Genomic DNA, 21,128 nt, shown 5'->3' with positions numbered 1-21,128 from the left:
CCGTTGGGCTAAAGTTTTCGAATCGACCTGATTCCGCCAATCTCTCGCAAGGTCAAGGCCTGTCGCATGATTCGCGCCAAAAAAGCGAATCAAATGCCTGTAAACGCTTCGCCGAGGCTAAACACGCCCAACTCGACCCGACGAAACGCCGAATCCTTCAATCAGCGCCTCAGTTGCCTGCACGTCCCTGAATTGCGCCTGGATTTCGATCAGGCGCCGATAATTTTCATCAGTGGGATCGGTAGCCAGCGCAGTTTCGGCCTGTTTCAGTTCCTTATGTAGAGTGCGCGCGCTGCGGTGCAAGTGTAGCGCCTGGTTGAAAGCGTCGCGCGCATCCTCCAGTGCCGCGCTTTCCAGCGCCGGCCACTGCCGTGTGCGCCTGATCAGCGTCACCGCGCGCTCCCATATTTCGTGGCAGCCAGAGCGACCGATCGCCTCCACGACCGCGCCGCGCTCGTTGGCAAGATCGTGCGCCAGCGCATCGAGCAGGGCTGCATGAAGCTTCCTCAAGTCGCTGTTGGCGAGATCGAGAAACTCAATATGCTCGAAATTCTCGTCGATCAGGGCCGGGTGGTTGACCAGCGCCACCATGATCGTCGCCTCGCGCACCGACATCACTTCGCCGCCGCGCTTGAGCAGGGCAGATCGTCCGAGGCTTTCGCTGATGGCGCTGCGCCCGCCGCCGCCGCCCCGCGACCATTGGCCTCCGCCTTGCGCACCATATCCGCCCTGCCCGCGACGCTCGCCGGGCCGCGACGGGCGATTGCGCTGCGTGCCGAAGAAGCTCTGCACCCTGTCGCGCATTTCCTGGTTGTAATGAAAGCGCACGCTCTCGTCCTGGATGCGGTTGGTCAGTTCTCGCAGCGTCTTTTCCAGTTCAGCCCGCCGTTCGGGCGTCTCAAACACCCCGCCGGCCGTCTCGCGCATCCAGATCAGATCGGCCAGCGGCCGCGCTTCCGAAAGCACGGCGCGGAATGCATCGGGCCCGTCGCTCTTGACCAGGTCGTCGGGGTCCTTGCCTTCCGGCAGCAGCGCAAAGCGCGCCGTTCGGCCGGGCTGGATCATCGGCAGCACCATATCGGCCACGCGCCATGCCGCCTTCAGCCCTGCGCCGTCTCCGTCGAAGCACAGCACCGGCTCGCCGCTCATGCGCCACAAGAGTTCGAACTGGTTTTCAGTCAGCGCGGTCCCGAGCGGCGCCACGACATTCTCGAATCCGGCTTGCGCCAGTGCGATCACGTCCATGTAGCCTTCGACCGCAACCACCGAGCCGCCGCCATTTGGGCCGGCCTTGCCCAGCGCCTTGCGGGCGCGGGCGAAATTGTAAAGCACGTTGCCCTTGTGGAAGAGTTCGGTTTCCGGCGAATTCAGATACTTGGCCGAAACATCCGGCGACAGCGCCCGCCCGCCAAAGGCGATGATCCTGCCCCTCGAATCCGGGATCGGAAACATGATGCGGTCGCGGAAGCGGTCGTAGGAGAGCGGAATATCCTCGCCGAACACCACCAGCCCGCAGGCCTCGATCTCCTCCTTGCCGACGCCATTGGCGGCAAGGTGCTCCTTCAGCGCGTTGCGGCTGTCCGGCGCATAGCCGAGCCGGAACGATTGCTGCGTGGCCGGCGTCAGGCCGCGGTCGCGCAGATAGGCGCGGGCCTTCGCGCCCTCGCTGCCATGCAGCCGTTCCTGAAAGAAGCTGGTCGCCATTTCCATGACGTCGGTCAGGCTGGCGCGCTGCTTTTCACGCGCCTCGGCAACCTCGTCGCGCGCCGGCATCGGCACGCCGGCCAGATCGGCAATGCGCTCGACCGCCTCTGGAAAGCTCAGGCCGTCGAGTTCGGTGAGAAAACGGAAATGATCGCCGGAAACACCGCAGCCGAAGCAGTGATAGCGTCCCTTCTTGTCCTCGCAGTGGAATGACGGTGACTTCTCGCCATGGAAGGGGCAGCAGGCCCAGTAATCGCCGCGCGGCGCGTTGGTCTTCTTGCGATCCCACGCCACGCGTGCGCCGATGACCGATGAAATCGGCACACGGTCACGGATCTCGTCGAGGAATGAGGGCGGAAAACGCATCGGGCATTGGCTCGTTTCCCTTCATATAGCCACCCTCGCCGGCCAAGACGACTCCTGATCCTGCCCATACCCGCTGTTCACAGGCCCAAAATGGAAAGGGCGACCCTGGGGCCGCCCCTTCCGTCCGGATCGGGTCGGCTACCGTCCTGCGATCAGGCCGGCGATGATCCCCGACGCAATTCCGACCAGCATGTAGTCGTTGCCGACCCTGATCCATTGCTGGCCGCGGGCCGGGCGATGCAGGCCGTAGCGGTGATAGTCGCGCACCGGCGGGTGGCGGCGCCATTCGCCGTAGCGCTCGCCGCGCTTCCACTGGTGACGCTTCGCCACCTTCTGCTTCTTGATGACGGTCCGCTTTTCGACCTTGCGATTGTCATACCGATGAACTGGCTTCTTCCAGTCGACTTGCGTGGTGTTGCCTTGCGGCTGGGCAGGCAGATTCATGGGCACTGCCTGACCTTGCAACGCCGTTGCGGCCAACATGGAAAAAGCAAGGGCGGAAATGACGAGGCGTTTCATGGCAGGCACTCCTTGGTTGAAGACACCGCCACAACTAGAGGTCGCTCCATGAACCGAAACTGAACAGGAGCATTACAAATCCGTAATGGAATCCTATATTTAGCTTACGAAGCTGAACCCACGCCGAAACTTTCGACACCAAGCCGCCAGTTTCAACGGCCTCAGGCTCACGACGAAAGCGACCCTGCCTCGACACGGCCACGTCGGTCGTGCAGACACGCGCGGACGATGGACAAATTTTATTACCCGGCTAATATTGTAAACGGAGCCATGACACCTGCAATGCATCTGATTCGCGTCCTTTCCTGCCCCACGCTCGCGGCCCTTTCGCCGCGGCGCCCGACGCCTGTGCGCGTGCCCCCGGCAGCGCCGCTCGCCAATAGGGAACAAGCAACCAGGGGCCAAGCCAACAGGGGTCAGGCCAGCAGGGGCCAAGCCAGCAAGGATCAGGCATGAGCGGCTCCGTCGTCCTCATCCATCTGGCCGGCGCCGTCGCGCTGATGCTGTTCGCCACCCGGCTGGTCAAGACCGGCGTCGAGCGTGCCTATGGCGATGTACTGCGCCACAAACTGCGCGCCACCATGCGCAATCCCATCATGGCGGTCCTCGCCGGAACCGGCCTTGCCATTGCCCTGCAAAGCTCGACCGCCGTTACCTTGCTGGTCGGTTCCTTCGCCGGCGCCGGCATCGTCTCCGGCCTTGCCGGGCAACTGGCGGTGCGCGGCGCCGAGATCGGCTCGGCGCTGGTCGCCAAGCTCCTGACCTACGACCTGACCTTGCTGGTGCCGCTCTGCCTCATCACCGGCACCTTCATGTTCATGGCGACGGAACGGCGCGACTGGCGCCAGATCGGCCGCATCCTCGTCGGCATCGGCCTGCTCATCCTGTCGCTGGAGATGATCGGCCAGGCTTCGGAGCCGCTTCGCGAAAGCGAACTGATGCCGATCGTCATCAACTACTTCTCCAGCGATTCGGTCACCGCCTATCTGCTCGCCGCGCTGATCACCTGGCTGTTCCAGTCGTCCATCGCCTCCGTCCTGTTGATGGCGACGCTGGCCGGGCGCGGGCTGATCACGCCGGAACTCGGCCTCGTGCTGGTGCTGGGCGTCAACCTCGGTTCCTCGGTCATCGCGCCGATGCTCACCCGCAACGCCGAACCCGGCGTGCGCGTCGTGCCGGTCGGCAATCTGTTGATGCGCGGTGTCGGCTCGGTCATCATGTTGATCGTGATCATGAACTTCCGGCCTGACGTCGCCTTTCTCGGCCAGACCGCATCGGACCAGATCGTCAACGCCCATATTCTGTTCAACGTCATCATCCTGCTCGCCGGCCTGCCGCTGGCCGGCCTCGTCTACCGCGCCTCAAAAAAGATCGTGGCGCTCGGCGCCAAGCCGGAATCGGCCGACGCCTTGCAGGTCGCCGAGCTTTCGGCGCTGAACGAATCGGCACTGTCGAGCCCCAACCAGGCGCTGGCCAACGCCACGCGTGAAGTGGTGCGCGTGTGCGAAACGGTCGAGATCATGCTGAAGCGCATCATCGAGCTTTACGAAAGCGCCGACGCCGACAAGATCGAAGCGCTCGCCGCCCTCGACGACCGCGTTGACAGCCGCCATGCCGCCATCAAGATCTATCTCGCCAAGGTGACGAAGAACCCGCTGACCGAAGACCAGGCGTTGCGCTGCCAGGAACTTATCGGCGCCTGCGTCAAGCTGGAGCAGGTAGGCGACATCATCGTGCGCAACATGCTGGTTCATGTGCAAAAGAAGCTGGACCAGGGCCTGGAATTCACACCGGAGGGCTGGCAGGAACTGTGCGCCTTCCACGCCTCCGTGCTCGCCAACGCCCGCCTCGCCTTCAACGTGCTGGTATCGCGCGATTCCGAAACGGCGCGCCAGCTCGTGCTCGAAAAGGACCTCCTGCGCGACCGCGAGAAGGAAACCAGCCAGAAGCACTTCCTGCGCCTGCGCGACGGAACGCCGAATTCGATCGAAACCAGTTCGATCCACCTCGACACCATCCGCGACCTGAAACAGGTCAACTCGCTGCTCGCCTCCATGGCCTATCCGGTGCTGGAGGAACAGGGTCTGCTTTCCGGTTCGCGGCTGAAGGCCGGCTGAGTTCCGCCCAAGAAATCTGATCGTGCGTGAAGAATTTTCGGATTGCCCGCCAGGGTCAACCATGCTTTGAGGCTGTTCCTTGAGCAATTCCGGGAAACGCGGGAACCGGTTTCCCGCCCGGGTTCACCAAATCATCCGTTCTGGCAAGGAGCCCCTCATGCCCCTTCCGCTCATTGCCCTGTTCATCGCGGCCTTTGCGTTCGGAACCACCGAATTCGTCATCGCCGGCGCCCTGCCGCAGGTAGCCCAAGGCCTCGGCGTATCGGTCCCAGCCTCGGGCTATCTCGTCTCCGGCTACGCACTGGGCATTGCCATCGGCGGCCCGCTGCTCACCCTTGCCACCCACGGCCTTTCCCGCAAGACCTTGCTGCTTGGCCTCACCGTCGCCTTCACGCTCGGCCAGGTGGCATGCGCGCTCGCCCCCGACTTTGCCTCGATGCTGGGGCTGCGCGTCACCGTCGCGGTGGCGCACGGCGCCTATTTCGGTGTCGCCATGGTGGTGGCCGTCGGTCTGGTTCGGGAAGAACAGCGCGGCATGGCCGTGGCCCTCATCCTGTCTGGCCTTACCGTGTCCAACGTCATCGGCGTTCCGGTGGGAACGGCAATCGGCAACATATGGGGCTGGCGAGCGACGTTCTGGGTCATGGGCGGCCTTGGCGTGGTGGCGATTGCGGCCATTGCCACGCTCGTGCCCGCGGCAACGGGATCGGCGAAGCGGCCGGCCGGCCTGGCGCACGAGGTGCGCGCGCTTGGCCGCCAGCAGGTATGGACGTCGCTGATCATCATGGTGATGCTGATGATCGGCCAGTTCGGACCGTTCACCTACATTGCACCCATGCTAAGTGAAGTCACCGGCCTCAGCCAAGCCTGGGTTCCGTGGGTACTGCTCCTCAACGGCGTCGGCGCCACTATCGGCGTCTTTCTCGGCGGGCGGCTTGCCGACTGGAAGCTGATGCCGTCATTGATCACGATGCTGGCCCTGCAGGCGCTCATGCTTGCCGCCATCTATGCTGTGAGCCCCTATCCGCTGCCGATGGTGGCCGCGATCACCCTATGGGGCGGCCTCAACTTCGCCATCGGCACCCCGATCCAGACCCGCATCCTGTCGTGGACCGCCGACGCTCCCAGCCTTGCATCCTCGTTGATCCCTTCAGGCTTCAACGTGGGCATTGCGCTTGCTGCTTCTCTGGGTGCCGCCGTACTCAGCGCCGGCTACGGCTATCGCGCCTTGCCCCTGCTCGGCACCGCCGCCATGCTGGTCGCTGTCGCGGTCGCGCTGGTCTCATACCTGTTGGAGCGGAGCAGGAACCAGTCACCGCCGCTTCCCGTACCTGCGGAATAGAAAGCCGAACGACCCGAATTTCGCCGTTGGAAAACCTGAGCGCATCGCGATCTTCCAGATACGCTTCAAGCGCTTTGGCTCTTTGATTTTATGCAGGCCGTGATCCCGAACCGGTTCCCGCTTTGGGCGACATTAGCCCAGCAACCCTTTGACCAGCCCGCTCGCCTTGCCGAAATCCATCTGGCCGGCGAATTTGTCGCGCAGCGCGGCCATCACCTTGCCCATGTCCTTGACGCCCGCAGCACCCGTCTCGGCAATCGCCGCGCGGATGGCGGCTTCGGTCTCCGCCTGACCAAGCTGCTTGGGCATGAAGTCGCGGATCACCACGATCTCCTCGCGCTCCTTGACGGCCAGTTCAGGCCGGTTGCCGTCATCGAACGCCTTGGCCGAATCCTCGCGCTGCTTGACCATCTTGGCGAGCAGTTGGGCGATCTCATCGTCGGTGGCGGGCTCCTTGCCGCTGCCGCGGTTGGCGATGTCGCGATCCTTGATCGCCGCCTGCATCAGCCTCAGCGTCGAAAGGCGCGCCTTGTCGCCTCCCTTCATTGCCGCCTTCACGTCCTCGGCGAGTCTTTCGCGCATGGCGAGTTTCCTTCAATATGCAGTGCATGCGAATTAAGTCCTGGCATCGATAAATGGCATTCCGGCTGAAATCTCAAGTGGGTGGCGCATCAAGCCGCCATCGGGCGAGCATCATCTTGCACATGAGACTGCAACCAATTGTCGGATCGGGCGGTCGTCGTCCGTCCTTGGATTCGGAACCGGGATTTGCGCGGCGCTTCGCCCCGTAAGGTCGGAACCGGCCACGACAAAAACCGCTATCGAAGCCCGGACACCTGACAACAACAAGGATGAACGACATGCCCAGCACCGTCCACCTGCACCGCGTTCTGGCAACAACGCCGGAAAAGCTCTATCGCGCCTTCATCGAGGCGGATGCACTTGCCAAGTGGCTTCCGCCGAACGGTTTTGCCTGCACGGTGCACCATTTGGAGCCGAAAGCCGGCGGGACGTTCAGGATGTCTTTCCGCAACTTCACCACCGGCGACAGCCATTCGTTCGGCGGCGAGTATCTCGAACTCGTCCCAGGCGAACGCCTGCGCTACACCGACAAGTTCGACGACCCCAACCTGCCCGGCGAAATGCAGGTCACGGTGAAGCTGAAGAAAGTGTCCTGCGGCACCGAGCTGAACGTCGAGCAAGCCGGCATACCCGATCTCATCCCCGCCGAAGCCTGCTATCTCGGCTGGCAGGAATCGCTGCGGAATCTGGCCAGGCTGGTCGAGCCTGAAATCACCCAGTAAAACCCAGGCCGGCGTTCAAAAGTTCCAGCCATGGATTAGGCAAGGCAAAGGCGGGACGCAACGATTGACCCTGCGCCCGCCTTCCCCTATGTGAAGGCCTTGCAACCGCACTTTTGACTACGCGTGGAGGCTGCCGGCATCGCCGCTGCGCGTTTTTTGCTGCGCGAAGGATTGGGTTCCGTCCGCGGCCACTTGATGGAGCGCCGCCATGGCATCGACCACCCCTTGGGTTTCGGAAAAACCGACCGCCCTGCTCGTTCTCGCCGATGGAACGGTGATCGAAGGGCGCGGCCTCGGTGCCACGGGCCAGGCGGTCGCCGAAGTCTGCTTCAACACCGCCCTCACCGGCTACCAGGAAATCCTCACCGATCCCTCCTATGCCGGCCAGATCGTTACCTTCACCTTCCCGCACATCGGCAACATCGGCACCAATGACGAAGACATCGAGGATCTGCACCCGGCCGCCCGTGCCGGTGCGGTCGGAGCCGTCTTCAAGGCCGACGCCACCAATCCCTCGAACTATCGCGCGGCCAGCCATCTCGATCAGTGGCTGAAGCGGCGCGGCATCATCGCGCTTTCGGGCATCGACACCCGCGCGCTGACCGCGCTGATCCGCGAAAAGGGCCTGGCCAACGGCGTCATCGCCCATGCGCCGGACGGCAAGTTTGACATCGAGGATTTGAAGCGCCGCGCCGCCGCGTGGTCCGGCCTCGTAGGCCTCGATCTTGCCAAGGAAGTCACATCCGGCCAGTCCTCGGTGTGGAGCGAGACGCCGTGGGTATGGGATGAAGGCTATGGCGAGCAGACCCAACCGACCATGCATGTCGTTGCCGTCGACTATGGCGTGAAGCGCAACATCTTGCGCCTTCTGGCCGGTCTCGGCGCCAAGGTCACGGTCGTGCCGGCCAAGACCGAAGCCAGGGAAATCCTCGCCATGCAGCCGGACGGCATCTTCCTGTCCAACGGCCCCGGCGACCCTGCTGCCACCGGCGAATATGCGGTTCCGATCATCCAGGATCTGCTCGACACCGACATCCCGATCTTCGGCATCTGCCTCGGCCACCAGATGCTGGCGCTGGCGCTCGGCGGCAGGACCGAGAAGATGCACCAGGGTCACCACGGCGCCAACCATCCCGTCAAGGACCACACCACCGGCAAGGTCGAGATCGTGTCGATGAACCACGGATTCGCGGTCGATGCGGATTCGCTGCCCGAGGGCGTGGAGGAAACCCATGTCTCGCTGTTCGACGGCTCGAATTGCGGCATTGCGCTCACCGGCCGGCCGGTCTTTTCCGTCCAGCACCACCCGGAAGCATCGCCCGGCCCTCAGGATTCGCACTACCTCTTCCGCCGCTTCGCCAACCTCGTGCGCGAGCGCAAAGGCGAACCCGCATTGGCCGAACGGGCTTAAAACATCGCCCGGCCCATCTAGGGTCCGCCGGCGCCAGCGGCTTCCTCGGCGTGCATGCGCTCCACTTCCCTGGGCGTCGGCTTGGCCACCTTGGTCACGAACACCAGAAGCGCCAGCGCAAGGAATATGCCGCCCACCACATAAGGCGCGCCGGCAAATTGCACAGGCGCGCTTGGCCCGGTAAACCAGGCGAAGATCGCCGTGTATAGGATCGGCGTGATGATCGACGTGATCGAAAAGATCGAGGTCATCGCGCCCTGCAATTCGCCCTGCGCCGAGGGCGGCACCTTGGCGGCGGCCAGGCTGCGCAATGGCGGATCGGCCAGCGCCTCCAGGCAGCCCGCAACGATGACGCCATAGACCATCCAGCCCTGCCAGGCGAAGGCATAGCCGAAGGCGCTCGCAGCGGTGAAGGCCAGCCCGATCGCCGCGGTGCGCCATTCGCCCAGCCTGGGGATCGCGCGCGGCAGCACGGTCGCCATGATGATCGCGCCGCACAGGCCGAAAGCGCCCAGCGAAAAACCGATCTCCTGCTCGTTCCAGCCATAGCGATAGGTGCCGACAAACGCCCACACCGCCGGATACATCATGTGGCCGAGCGTCATCAGGAAGAACACCAGCCCGATCCAGCCGATGCCGGGATAGTTGCGCATCTGCTGCAGCGCACCGAGCGGATTGGCGCGCTTCCACTCAAAGCGGCGCCGGTGTTTCTCATCCAGCGTTTCCGGCAGCAGGAAATAGCCGACGGCAAAATTGAGGAAGGCGAGCGCGGCGGCGAAATAGAACGGCACGCGCGGGCCGAACTGACCAAGCAGCCCGCCCAGCACCGGCCCGATGACGAAGCCGACACCAAAGGCGATGCCGAGCAGGCCGAAATTCTTCGCCCGGTTGTCGTCGTTGCTGACATCGGCGATCAGGGCGGATGCTGTCGAATAGCTGGCGCCGCTGATGCCGGCCAGCACGCGGCCGATGAACAGCATCGGATAGAACCAGGCGATTGCGCAGATCAAATTGTCGATGGCGAAGGTGAACACCGAGGCGAGCAGGATCGGCCGCCGCCCGAAACGGTCGCTCAGATTGCCGATCAGCGGCGCGAAGACGAACTGCATCGCAGCATAGACCAGAAACAGCCAGCCGCCCTCGATTGCCGCTTCGCTGATGTCGACGCCGGAAAGTTCCTGCAGATAGGCCGGCAGCACCGGCATGATGATGCCGAAACCGATGACGTCGAGCAGAAGCGTCGTGAAAACAAGCGCGAGCCCGCGCTTTGCATGAGCGGCGTCCACCATGAAATATTGTCCCGTTTCTGATCCGCGCCGGGGTGAATGACCCATTGGGCGCGGAGGGCTCTTATAAAGAAGATGGCAGCTCGGAACAATAAGGGAACGTATCAAAAATTTTCATGCTGACACCCCATGCCAGCATGATCATCGCGCGCCGCTCGCCAACCTCAATACGCTCAGATCGGCGTGTTGAACGTATCGCAATCGGAAAGCTTGCCGCTCTTGAAGCCGCGGGCGAACCAGGTCTGCCGCTGCTGCGAGGTGCCGTGGTTGAAGCTTTCCGGCACCACATAGCCCTGCATCTTCTTCTGCAGCGTATCGTCGCCGATCTGCTGCGCGGCGTTCAGCGCCTCCTCCAGATCGCCCTGCTCCAGAATGCCCTTCTGCGCGGTGAAGTGGCCCCACACGCCGGCGAAGCAGTCGGCCTGCAGTTCGACCTGCATCGACATGTGGTTGGCGTCCGCCTCGCTCATGTTCTGGCGCATCTGGTTGAATTTCGGCAGCACGCCGATCAGGTTCTGCACGTGATGGCCGACCTCGTGCGCGACTACATAGGCCTCGGCGAAATCGCCCGACGCGCCGAACTGCTGCGACAATTGCCGGAAGAAGGAGGTGTCCAGATAGACCTTGCGGTCGCCGGGGCAATAGAACGGGCCGGACGCCGAGGATGCAAACCCGCATGCCGATTTGATCTGCCCGTCGAACAGGGTCAGTTTCGGCTCCTCATAGGTCAGTCCGTTCGCCTGGAAAATGCCGTTCCACACGTCTTCCGTTTCGGCCAGGACGGTCGAGACGAACTGCTTCATCTCGTCGTTGGCCGGCGTCCCTGTTCCCGAATCGGTCTGGGTGATGCGGCCGCTGCCGTCGTCAGGTGCCAGGCCGCCGCCTGCAAGAATCTGCATCGGGTCGATACCGCAGGCCTTCAGCGCGAAGAACAGCACGACAAGGATGACGATGGTGGAAATCCCGCCGCCGCCCGCCCGGCCGCCGATCGGAATGCGGAACTGGCCGGGACGGCCGCCCAGGCCGCCGCCAGGCCGCCCGAAACCGCCGGACTGCCCGCGCGCGTCCTCGATATTGTCACTCTGACGGCGGCCTCTCCAAAGCATGTCAAACCCTCAACTGTGGTGTCGCATCAACGGTGGCCGCAACGCCGCGCCGGCGCTTTCGCTGCGGTTGAATTTCCCAACGAATATCTCAATGGTTGCAGCGAGTCATGACCATTCTTCGCCGTCATGCCATGCGCATCGCACCAATGTCGAAAAACAACCTAGCCGCGCTGCTTGGTTCCCGCGCTCTTGCCGTCGGAACTCTTCGAGCGCTCGTTGAAACGCTCGGCCCCTTTCTTCAGGTCCTTGCCAGTTGCGGCCTCGACCTTGCGCTCTTCCTTTGCCGCCGCTTCCTTCAGCCCTTTGGCCGCAGCCTTGCCCTTTGCCGTCACGGCCTGTTCAGCACCCATGTCGTTCTCCTCGGGTTGGACCCGCGCCGATCCGCGGGCATCGCCCTCAACGCGGCGCAGCCCTTGCGGTTCCGCAAGCCGGTGCGATTGGCGGGAGTTGGGAGGCCGGCGGGTTTCAGTCCGCCGCCATTGCCTTTCGAAACGCTTCCAGCGTCTCGGCGCTGACATGATGCTCGATGCCCTCGGCATCGATCCGCGCGGTTTCGGCGCTGACACCCAGGGAACGCAGGAACGCTTCCACGGTCTGATGACGGATGCGGCTTTCATCGGCCATCTTGCGGCCGGCCTCGGTCAGGAACACGCCCCGGTAGCGCTTGCGCGACACCAGCCCTTCGGCGCAAAGCCGGGTCAGCATCTTGGCAACCGTCGGCTGCGCCACCCCCAGCCGCGCGGCGATATCCACCTGGCGTGCCTCATTGCCGTCTTCGATAAGGTCGGCGATCAGTTCGACATAATCTTCCATCAGCGCGCTGCGTTGCGCTTCGCGCGTGGCGCGAAACCCTTCCGAATGCACCTCGGCATCGGGAAGTGGCTCGTCGCGCCGAACCGGACGTTTTCTGGGCGCCACCGCTTCCTCCTTCCAAACAGCCTTCATAATCATAGCACAGGCTTTGTTCGGCCAGGCAACGGGCGTTGTCGCGCCCTCCCCATGTGTTTAACCCATTCCCCCGGCTCCGCAACCCTTGCCCGGATAGGCTTTCGTCCAACGCACGAGAAAGCCGCTACAATGAAATATAGCCTATTGAATAATGTCGGGCTCTGGCATAAATTCCGCGACATTCGCCAGTCCCGTTCGTTTGAAAGCCCCTCCGTGTCCGAATCCCCCTCCATGTCCGAATCCAAAGCCGCCGCATCGACACAGCCCAGCAGACGTTTTCTCCAGCGTTCCCAAGAGGCGATGCCCAGCCTGCAGGAGGTTCATGCCTCCATCGCCGTGCCGGCTTCAGGCATATGGTTGAGGCGGTTGTTCGCCTTCATGGGGCCGGGCTACATGGTCTCCGTCGGCTACATGGACCCCGGCAACTGGGCCACCGATCTCGCCGGCGGCGCCCAGTTCGGCTACACGCTTCTGTTCGTCATCATGCTGTCCAACCTGATGGCGATCCTGTTGCAGGCGCTTTCCGCCCGCCTCGGCATCGCGACCGGCCTCGATCTCGCCCAAGCCTGCCGCGCCTATTACCCCAAGCCGGTTGCTTATCTGCTGTGGGTGGCGTGCGAGCTTGCCATCATCGCCTGCGATCTTGCCGAGGTCATCGGCACGGCGATCGCCCTTCAACTCCTGTTCGGCATTCCGCTGGTCGGCGGCGCCGTGCTCACAGCCCTCGACGCCTTCCTCGTCCTGCTCTTGATGAACAAGGGCTTCCGCTATCTGGAAGCCTTCGTCGTCGCGCTGCTGATCGTCATCTTCGGCTGCTTTGCGGTGCAGATCTTCGTCGCCGCGCCTGAACCGGGCTCCATCCTGCATGCGATGTTCGTGCCTTCGTCGGAGATCGTCACCAACCCCGCCATGCTCTACATCGCCATCGGCATCATCGGCGCCACCGTCATGCCGCACAATCTCTACCTGCACTCCTCGATCGTGCAGACCCGTGCCTATGAGCGCACCGACAAGGGCAAGCGCGACGCCATCAAGTGGGCCACCATCGATTCCACCATCGCCCTCATGCTGGCGCTGTTCGTCAACGCTTCGATCCTCATCGTCGCCGCCGTCGCTTTCCACGGCACCCCGCACCAGGACGTGGCCGAGATCGGCGATGCCTATCAACTCCTGTCGCCCCTGCTCGGCCTCGGCATCGCCTCGACGCTGTTCGCCATCGCCCTTCTGGCCTCGGGCCTGAACTCCACGGTCACCGCCACGCTTGCCGGCCAGATCGTCATGGAAGGTTTCCTCCGGCTGCGCCTGCCTCACTGGGCGCGCCGCCTGGTCACCCGCGGCCTCGCCATCATCCCGGTCGTCTTCGTCACCATCCTCTATGGCGAGAAGGGCACGGCCGAGCTCCTGGTTTTCAGCCAGGTCATCCTGTCGATGCAGCTTCCCTTCGCCGTCGTTCCGCTCGTATCGTTCGTCTCCGACCGCAAGAAGATGGGCAGCCTCGCCATTCCACGTGCGGTGTCGTGGCTTGCCTGGTTCGTCGCCGGCCTCATTTTGCTCCTGAACTTCAAGCTGCTCTACGACACCGTCGTCGGCATAGGCTGAGCAGGATCGCAAGCGCAACACACCTTCATTGCTTTTGCAGATGAGCTCCGGACGGTGCAAACTGTAGCGGGGACTGCAATGGAGGCCGATTGCGATGGCCGATCCGGCGGACGCCCGGGCACGCTATGCGCGGCGGCTGGCCGTCGCTGCGGCTGCCGCCAACCCCCGTATCGAGCGCGCCTTCGCAACGGTTCCGCGCGAGGCCTTCCTTGGCCCCGGCCCCTGGCAGATCGTGGCAGAGGGCCGCCTCGTCGAGACACCCGATGCCGACGCATCGCACATCTACGAAAACGTTCTGGTTGTCCTCGACCCCGACAAGGGCATCAACAATGGCGAGCCGCTGTTGCACGCCATGTGGATGGCGAGGGTCGCGCCGCAGCTCGGCGAGACCGTCCTGCATATCGGTGCCGGCACCGGCTACTATACGGCCCTGCTTTCCCTGCTGGTGCAGCCGGGCGGCCTTGTCGTCGCCTTTGAACTTGACCCCGGCCTCGCCGCCAGAGCCACGGAAAATCTGCGACCCTACGGCAATGTCGGCCTTGTGCATGCCAACGCGCTCACAAGCGTAGTGCCCCCTGCCAACGTCATCTATGTCAATGCAGCCGTGGCCGCGCCGCCGCAGGCTTGGTTACAGCCCCTGCTCCCAGGAGGTCGCCTGATCTTTCCGTGGCAACCGACCCGGCGCCTGGGCATCACCATCCTGATCACGCGCCGCGGCCAGGGCTTTGCTTGCGATCCGCTGATGGGTTCACGTTTCATCGCCTGCAGCGGCTTGGCGGAGGCAGGAACAGCCGTTGAGGTCACCCGCGAACAGGCGCTGCGCAGCCGGTCGTTGTGGCTCGTTGCCGATAGGCGGCCGGACAGTTCCTCGACCGCGATCTTCGACGAGGTCTGGTTCTCGTCGCGGCGGCTTCCCGACGCGCCACCGCCATGACCGCCGGTAACTTTTTGCGACGCCCCTGTCGGAAAGCCGTATTCTGGCGCGTCATTGTCATGAGCCGCAGGTCGGCGACCACCAGGATGGAGAACGGATATGCGTAAGATCAAAGCCTCCACATTCGTCAGTCTCGATGGCGTCATGCAGGCTCCCGGCGGGCCGGAGGAAGATACGACCGGAGGCTTCAGGTTTGGCGGCTGGACGTTCCACTATTGGGACGACGTCATGGGCAAGGTGATGGACGACACCTTCTCCAGGCCCTTCGACCTTCTGCTTGGCCGGCGCACCTACGACATCTTCGCCGCCTATTGGCCTCAGGTGTCGGACGACGATTCGATCGCCAAGGCCTTCAATGCCACCACCAAATATGTGGCGACCCATTCGCCCGACACGCTGACCTGGCATAACAGTCAATGGCTCGGCCCCGACATCGTCGCAACGCTTGGCGCCATGAAGAAAGAGGACGGTCCCGACCTGCTCATCCAGGGTTCGAGCGAACTCTACCAGACGCTGCTCGCCAGCGACCTTATCGACGAGATCACCCTGCTCGTCTTCCCGCTGACCCTCGGCCACGGCAAGCGCCTGTTCGACGGCGGCGCCATGCCGGCCGCCTTCAAGCTCGTTTCGTCGCAAGTGTCCGCCACCGGCGTCATCATGGCGACCTACCAGCGTTCCGGCGACATCAAGACCGGCTCCTTCGCCCTTGAGGAACCGACAGACGCCGAAATCGAACGCCGCGCAAAGCTGAAGGCGGGCGGCTGATCCGTCGCCGGCTATTCGGTCGGCACCGGCATCCGGCCGCTCGAAATAGCCGGCATTTGAACGACAGGGCGGCAATGCCGGAGCCCTGCGCCGATTGTCCACACCCTGATTGCCAAAAAGGCGCACTTTTCGGGGTTACATCGCGCGAAACTCTCCCCTATAAGGCCCTCTTAGCCTGAACAAAGAATCCTTCTGCACACTGGCCCGGCTCTCCGCGACGCGTTAGCGCGCGAAATGGAGAAACCTCGCGCCGGCGTTTCGTGCAGCCAGCTTGACGGACCCGCCATGCCAAAACGCACCGATATCAAATCCATCCTGATCATCGGCGCCGGCCCCATTGTCATCGGGCAGGCCTGCGAGTTCGACTACTCCGGCACCCAGGCCTGCAAGGCGCTGCGGCAAGAGGGCTACCGCGTCATCCTGGTCAATTCCAACCCGGCCACCATCATGACCGACCCGGAGTTGGCCGACGCCACCTACATCGAGCCGATCACGCCCGAGGTCGTCGCCAAGATCATCGCCAAGGAACGCCCCGACGCGCTGTTGCCCACCATGGGCGGCCAGACCGCGCTCAACACCGCCCTTTCGCTGCGCCGCATGCGCGTGCTCGAACGCTACAACGTCGAGATGATCGGCGCCGACGCGCACGCCATCGACAAGGCCGAGGACCGCGCCTTGTTCCGCGAGGCCATGGCCAAGATCGGGCTGGAAACGCCGCGCTCCATGCTGGCCAACGCCACCGACGTCAAGGACGCCGACCGCAAGACCCACGAAGCGCGCCGCGCCGAGTTGAAGGCGACCCATTCAGGCACCGAACTCGATGCCGCGCTCGATCGCGCCGAGACCGAATGGAACCTCGGCGAGGGTGACCGCAAGCAGCGCTACATCAACCACGCCATGGGCGTGGCCGCGACCGCGCTCGACCAGATCGGCCTGCCGGCCATCATCCGGCCTTCCTTCACGCTGGGCGGCACCGGCGGCGGCATCGCCTACAACCGCACCGAATTCTTCGACATCGTCCAGTCCGGCCTCGACGCCTCCCCCACCACAGAAGTGCTGATCGAGGAATCGGTGCTCGGCTGGAAGGAATACGAGATGGAGGTCGTGCGCGACAAAGCCGACAACTGCATCATCATCTGCTCCATCGAAAACATCGACCCGATGGGCGTGCACACCGGTGATTCCATCACCGTCGCGCCGGCGCTGACGCTGACCGACAAGGAATACCAGATGATGCGCAACGCCTCGATCGCGGTGCTGCGCGAGATCGGCGTCGAGACCGGCGGTTCCAACGTCCAGTTCGCCGTCAATCCGGCCGACGGCCGCCTCGTCGTCATCGAGATGAACCCGCGCGTGTCGCGCTCGTCAGCCCTTGCCTCCAAGGCCACCGGCTTCCCAATTGCCAAGATTGCCGCCAAGCTGGCCGTCGGCTACACGCTGGACGAGTTGGAAAACGACATCACCGGAGGCGCGACGCCAGCCTCCTTCGAGCCGTCCATCGACTATGTCGTCACCAAGATCCCGCGCTTCGCCTTCGAGAAATTTCCCGGCGCTGAGCCAACCTTGACCACCGCCATGAAGTCGGTCGGCGAGGTCATGGCCATTGGCCGCACCTTCCAGGAATCGCTGCAAAAGGCCCTGCGCGGCCTTGAGACCGGTCTGACCGGTCTCGACGAGATCGAAATCCCCGGCATCGGAACCGGCGATGATCGCAACGCCATCCGCGCCGCTCTCGGCACGCCGACGCCGGACCGGCTGCGCATGGTGGCGCAGGCGATCCGCATGGGCACCTCGCTCGAAGACGTGCATTCAATGTGCAAGATCGACCCGTGGTTCCTCGAGCAGATCGCCGGCATCCTGGCCATGGAAGCCCGCATCCGCGAGCATGGCCTGCCGGAAGACGAGCAGAACCTGCGCATGGTGAAAGCCATGGGCTTCTCCGATGCCCGCCTCGCCTCGCTCACCGGCAGAACCGCCAAGGAAGTCGCGCACCTGCGCAATGCGCTTGGCGTGCGCCCGGTCTACAAGCGCATCGACACCTGCGCCGCCGAATTCGCCTCGCCCACCGCCTACATGTACTCCACCTACGAGGTGCCCTTCGCCGGCCAGCCCGCCAACGAGGCCGGCATCAGCGACCGCAAGAAGGTGGTCATTCTCGGCGGCGGCCCCAACCGCATCGGCCAGGGCATCGAGTTCGATTATTGCTGCTGCCATGCCTGTTTCGCCCTCAACGAAGCCGGCTACGAATCGATCATGATCAACTGCAACCCGGAGACGGTCTCGACCGACTACGACACCTCCGACCGCCTCTACTTCGAGCCGCTCACCGCCGAAGACGTCATCGAGATCCTCAAGATGGAGCAGACGCGCGGCGAACTCGTCGGCGTCATCGTCCAGTTCGGCGGCCAGACCCCGCTCAAGCTTGCAGAGGCTCTGGAAAAGAACGGCATCCCGATCCTCGGCACCTCGCCCGACATGATCGACCTTGCCGAAGACCGCGACCGCTTCCAGAAGCTGCTGCAGAAGCTCGACCTCACCCAGCCGAAGAACGGCATCGCCTATTCGGTCGAGCAGGCGCGCACCGTCGCCGGCGAGCTCGGCTTCCCGCTGGTCGTGCGTCCCTCCTACGTGCTGGGCGGGCGCGCCATGCAGATCATCCACAACGAGACGATGCTGCAAACCTATCTGCTCGACACCGTGCCTGAACTGGTGCCGGAAGACATCAAGCAGAAATACCCCAACGACAAGACCGGCCAGATCAACACGCTGCTCGGCAAGAACCCGCTTCTGTTCGACACCTATCTCAGCGAGGCCGTCGAGGTGGACGTGGATTGCCTGTGCGACGGCAAGGCGACCTTCGTCTCCGGCATTCTCGAACACATCGAGGAAGCCGGTATCCATTCGGGCGACTCGGCCTGCTCGCTGCCGGTACACACGCTTGCCCCGGAAATCGTCGACGAGATCGAGCGCCAGACGGCAGCCCTTGCCAAGGCGCTCAATGTCGGCGGCCTGATGAACGTGCAATACGCCGTCAAGGACGGCACCATCTATGTGCTGGAAGTGAACCCGCGCGCCTCGCGCACCGTGCCCTTCGTCGCCAAGACCATCGGCCGCCCCATCGCCAAGATCGCGGCCCGCATCATGGCCGGCGAAACGCTCGACGCCGCCTTCGCCCACTATGGCGCCAAGCCCGATCCCCGCAATCCCGGCCACATCGCGGTCAAGGAGGCGGTGTTCCCCTTCGCCCGCTTCCCCGGCGTCGACACGCTGCTCGGTCCCGAAATGCGCTCCACCGGCGAGGTCATGGGCCTCGACCACGATTTCGCGCTGGCCTTCGCCAAGAGCCAGCTTGGTGCCGGCGTCGACCTGCCGCGTTCGGGCACGCTGTTCGTGTCGGTGCGCGATGAAGACAAGAAGGGCATCCTGCCCGCCGTCAAGCGCCTGGCCGGACAAGGCTTCAAGGTGCTGGCCACCTCCGGCACCGCCCGCTTCCTCGGCGAAAACGGCGTCGCGGCGGAAAAGATCAACAAGGTGCTGGAAGGCCGCCCCCATATCGAAGACGCCATCCGCAACCGTCAGGTGCAGATCGTCTTCAACACCACGGACGGCCAGAAAGCCGTCTCCGACTCAAAATCGCTGCGCCGCGCCACGCTGATGCAGAAGGTGCCGTACTACACCACCCTCTCCGGCGCCGCCGCTGTTGCCGAAGCCATCGCGGCGCTGAGGGCCGGCTCCCTGGAAGTCAGGCCATTGCAGGATTATTTTTAGACGATAACGCGCAAGCTGCTGATCTCCCCACCTGAGGGGGAGATGGCCGGCAGGCCAGAGGGGGGGCGCTGTCCCGCTGACTTGTCGGCCCGCAGGATTGGCGGCAACTCACAGGAAATCGCGAAAACTGTCGAACCCGAAATCAATCAGCTTCTGAATGAAATAGAGAGCAGCCAGATCAAATGTTCGTCTCCAGTTGGGACGAATGGATTGGCGACGCTTTTTATGATTCCGACGCATCGGCAGATTTCTCCATTAAGAAATTCATGAAGAATCATTCAAAGGCCGATTTCTTTAGGTGGCTCGATTTCCAAACTCGCTGCAAGAGGCTTTTGCCATCACTGCACACGTTTCACGGGCAATAGAACCTGATTTAGATCAGCAACAGATTGAAAAACCTATAGAAAATTACAGTAGCCATTTTGAGTTATCCACAGGCACAAGGTGCCATCACAAAGGGCAAATCGGGTTCGATTTAGGACCGCACAATCTGCTCAGCACCCACCTCCTAGAGGTGTCTGATTTTACTTAGAAAAAGTCGCGAAAAGCATCATATCGCGCAACATTTGTGGCACAAAATTTCTCTGTGCCTGTCGTCCGGTAACCTTGTCCTCTGGATACGAGCCGACAATAGTGCCTACCTCACCTTGTTTCACATTCCTACCGAGCAGATACCAAACATCTCGGGTTCGTCTGGGAACAGACTCCGCTTCTCATTGTAGGCAAGCAAGTTTCCAATTTACCGCCGTGGATCGATCCCTCCGCTGCCACCCGCCAACCCCTTGATCTCGTTCACCTCCGCAAAAATCTCTCACCCTACTTATCCCCACCCCTTCGGCGTCGGTGCCGGATTGGTCGCATGACGGTGTGCGGCTGGGTGATGAGCCCCCAAGTCCGGGCCTCGACTGGGCCAGCGGGCCGCATCAGGCGGCAGCGCCCCCCGGTGAGGCAAGACCACCGGACGGGCGGCCGCAAGGTCGCATACTTACCTAAACGAGCGTCCGAACGGCCGCCCGTCTTCCCGACCTCTCAATCGAGGTCAGTTCTTTGACAATGGCCAGACGGCAATGCCGGGCGTGGCAACCATAAAGCACGAACTCCGATAGCCGTCTGGCCATCCGGGGTCCCCGCCAGCGACGAGCGCAGCGAGCGAGCTTAAGGGCGGGGCAGAAGACTCCCAGGGCCAAAAGGCAGCGTGGCGACCATAAAGCACACCCATTCCTTCGTCATCCTAGGGCGGAGCAGGCCGAAGGCCGTCGCGCAGACCCTAGGATCCATGCCGTGACGGAGCGGCAGCGTGGTACGATGTAGAAGAGGACTCCTCATCCTGAGCCACTGCGCATTTCCCAATCTCACGGCATGGATCCTCGGGTCGCGCCTTTCGCTATGCTCAGGCTTGCCCGAGGATGACGACGCGGAAAGGGGGCGCCTCTCCATCTTCAGGGGAGCGAAAATCCTCTCACCCTGCCCATTCCGCATAGCCGCGCACCAGCCCCTCGATGTCCTCCATCGTCGGGAATGTCTCGAAGCTCCGCACCGCGCCGGTTTCGGCAAAGGGCAGCCTCGTGCTGGCATAGGTTTCCATGTAGGGCCGGAACCAGCTCGTATCGTCGAACATGGTCGGCCGCACATTGACGAAGTCCATGCCGACCGGCCGCGTGAACACCCAGGTCATGCAATGCGGGCAGAAATAATGGTGAATGTCCGCCCCGTGCAGGCCGCCGATCACAGGCTCGCCCTTCACCACCTCAAACCCGTCAGCCGGCACCATCGCCGTCAGCGAATAGGCCGAAGACGACATCTTCCGGCAGCCCGGACAGTGGCAGGCGGCGGTGCAGATCGGCGCCTTGGTGATGCGGATTTCGAGTTGGCCGCAACGGCACGAACCGGCAAGGGGAAGCGCAATGGTTGTCATGACGGCCTCTTTGCTCTCTCGCCCGCTATAGCAGAAATCAGGTT

The 21,128-nt window shown here is 63.1% G+C and carries 16 protein-coding genes; 8 read left to right on the top strand and 8 right to left on the bottom strand.

Annotation, left to right across the window (positions count from 1 at the left end; all coding sequences use genetic code 11):
- Positions 1-117: 117 nt before the first annotated feature.
- Both dnaG and ASD64_RS13570 read right to left on the bottom strand, forming a co-directional pair.
- The gene (gene dnaG / locus ASD64_RS13575; RefSeq protein WP_056105791.1) at positions 118-2,070 is read right to left on the bottom strand and encodes a DNA primase; all 1,953 of its coding nucleotides are present in this window, start codon (positions 2,068-2,070) and stop codon (positions 118-120) included.
- Positions 2,071-2,208: 138 nt separating this feature from the next.
- A complete protein-coding gene (locus tag ASD64_RS13570) occupies positions 2,209-2,589 on the bottom strand; it encodes an RcnB family protein (RefSeq protein ID WP_056105789.1) in 381 nt (126 codons plus the stop codon).
- A gap of 452 nt (positions 2,590-3,041) precedes the next feature.
- Between ASD64_RS13570 and ASD64_RS13565 the strand changes: the two genes are divergently transcribed.
- Positions 3,042-4,706, top strand: a complete 1,665-nt coding sequence (locus ASD64_RS13565) for a Na/Pi cotransporter family protein (RefSeq protein WP_056105787.1) — start codon at positions 3,042-3,044, stop codon at positions 4,704-4,706.
- A 157-nt stretch (positions 4,707-4,863) separates the two neighbouring features.
- The gene (locus ASD64_RS13560; RefSeq protein WP_056105786.1) at positions 4,864-6,048 is read left to right on the top strand and encodes an MFS transporter; all 1,185 of its coding nucleotides are present in this window, start codon (positions 4,864-4,866) and stop codon (positions 6,046-6,048) included.
- Positions 6,049-6,180: 132 nt separating this feature from the next.
- Here ASD64_RS13560 and ASD64_RS13555 read toward each other — a convergent pair whose 3' ends face one another.
- The gene (locus tag ASD64_RS13555; protein WP_056105784.1) at positions 6,181-6,630 is read right to left on the bottom strand and encodes a GatB/YqeY domain-containing protein; all 450 of its coding nucleotides are present in this window, start codon (positions 6,628-6,630) and stop codon (positions 6,181-6,183) included.
- Between the two features lie 278 nt (positions 6,631-6,908).
- Here ASD64_RS13555 and ASD64_RS13550 point away from each other — a divergent pair, with 278 nt between their 5' ends.
- Complete coding sequence (locus ASD64_RS13550; protein WP_056105986.1) at positions 6,909-7,352, top strand: SRPBCC family protein; 444 nt, start codon at positions 6,909-6,911, stop codon at positions 7,350-7,352.
- A gap of 208 nt (positions 7,353-7,560) precedes the next feature.
- Positions 7,561-8,763, top strand: coding sequence for a glutamine-hydrolyzing carbamoyl-phosphate synthase small subunit (carA, locus tag ASD64_RS13545; protein WP_056105782.1), 1,203 nt, complete (start codon positions 7,561-7,563; stop codon positions 8,761-8,763).
- A gap of 17 nt (positions 8,764-8,780) precedes the next feature.
- Here the strand turns inward: carA and ASD64_RS13540 are convergent, their stop codons facing one another.
- The 4 genes from ASD64_RS13540 to mntR form a co-directional block, all read right to left on the bottom strand.
- Positions 8,781-10,052 carry a TCR/Tet family MFS transporter gene (locus tag ASD64_RS13540; protein WP_056105781.1) on the bottom strand — a complete coding sequence of 424 codons (1,272 nt, stop codon included), beginning with the start codon at positions 10,050-10,052 and terminating at the stop codon, positions 8,781-8,783.
- A 170-nt stretch (positions 10,053-10,222) separates the two neighbouring features.
- Positions 10,223-11,155 carry a neutral zinc metallopeptidase gene (locus tag ASD64_RS13535; protein ID WP_056105779.1) on the bottom strand — a complete coding sequence of 311 codons (933 nt, stop codon included), beginning with the start codon at positions 11,153-11,155 and terminating at the stop codon, positions 10,223-10,225.
- A gap of 161 nt (positions 11,156-11,316) precedes the next feature.
- Positions 11,317-11,505 (bottom strand): hypothetical protein, encoded by a 189-nt coding sequence (locus ASD64_RS13530; RefSeq protein WP_056105778.1) that lies wholly within the window; start codon positions 11,503-11,505, stop codon positions 11,317-11,319.
- A gap of 115 nt (positions 11,506-11,620) precedes the next feature.
- Positions 11,621-12,073: a manganese-binding transcriptional regulator MntR gene (gene mntR, locus ASD64_RS13525; protein WP_056105984.1), complete on the bottom strand. Its 453-nt coding sequence runs from the start codon at positions 12,071-12,073 to the stop codon at positions 11,621-11,623.
- A gap of 261 nt (positions 12,074-12,334) precedes the next feature.
- Here mntR and ASD64_RS13520 point away from each other — a divergent pair, with 261 nt between their 5' ends.
- The 4 genes from ASD64_RS13520 (at position 12,335) to carB (ending at position 19,169) form a co-directional block, all read left to right on the top strand.
- On the top strand, positions 12,335-13,702 hold the full coding sequence (locus ASD64_RS13520) for an Nramp family divalent metal transporter (RefSeq protein ID WP_056105776.1): 1,368 nt from the start codon (positions 12,335-12,337) through the stop codon (positions 13,700-13,702).
- A gap of 94 nt (positions 13,703-13,796) precedes the next feature.
- Positions 13,797-14,636: a protein-L-isoaspartate O-methyltransferase family protein gene (locus ASD64_RS13515; RefSeq protein ID WP_056105773.1), complete on the top strand. Its 840-nt coding sequence runs from the start codon at positions 13,797-13,799 to the stop codon at positions 14,634-14,636.
- 99 nt (positions 14,637-14,735) lie between these two features.
- A complete protein-coding gene (locus tag ASD64_RS13510; RefSeq protein WP_056105771.1) occupies positions 14,736-15,401 on the top strand; it encodes a dihydrofolate reductase family protein in 666 nt (221 codons plus the stop codon).
- Positions 15,402-15,686: 285 nt separating this feature from the next.
- The gene (gene carB / locus ASD64_RS13505; protein ID WP_056105769.1) at positions 15,687-19,169 is read left to right on the top strand and encodes a carbamoyl-phosphate synthase large subunit; all 3,483 of its coding nucleotides are present in this window, start codon (positions 15,687-15,689) and stop codon (positions 19,167-19,169) included.
- 1,459 nt (positions 19,170-20,628) lie between these two features.
- Here the strand turns inward: carB and ASD64_RS13490 are convergent.
- Complete coding sequence (locus tag ASD64_RS13490) at positions 20,629-21,084, bottom strand: GFA family protein (RefSeq protein WP_056105764.1); 456 nt, start codon at positions 21,082-21,084, stop codon at positions 20,629-20,631.
- Between the last annotated feature and the right edge of the window lie 44 nt (positions 21,085-21,128).

Source organism: Mesorhizobium sp. Root157, from assembly GCF_001427385.1.
Lineage (GTDB): Bacteria > Pseudomonadota > Alphaproteobacteria > Rhizobiales > Rhizobiaceae > Mesorhizobium.
The sequence above is the reverse complement of the archived record's forward strand: the minus strand, read 5'-3'. Positions and strand labels throughout refer to the sequence as shown.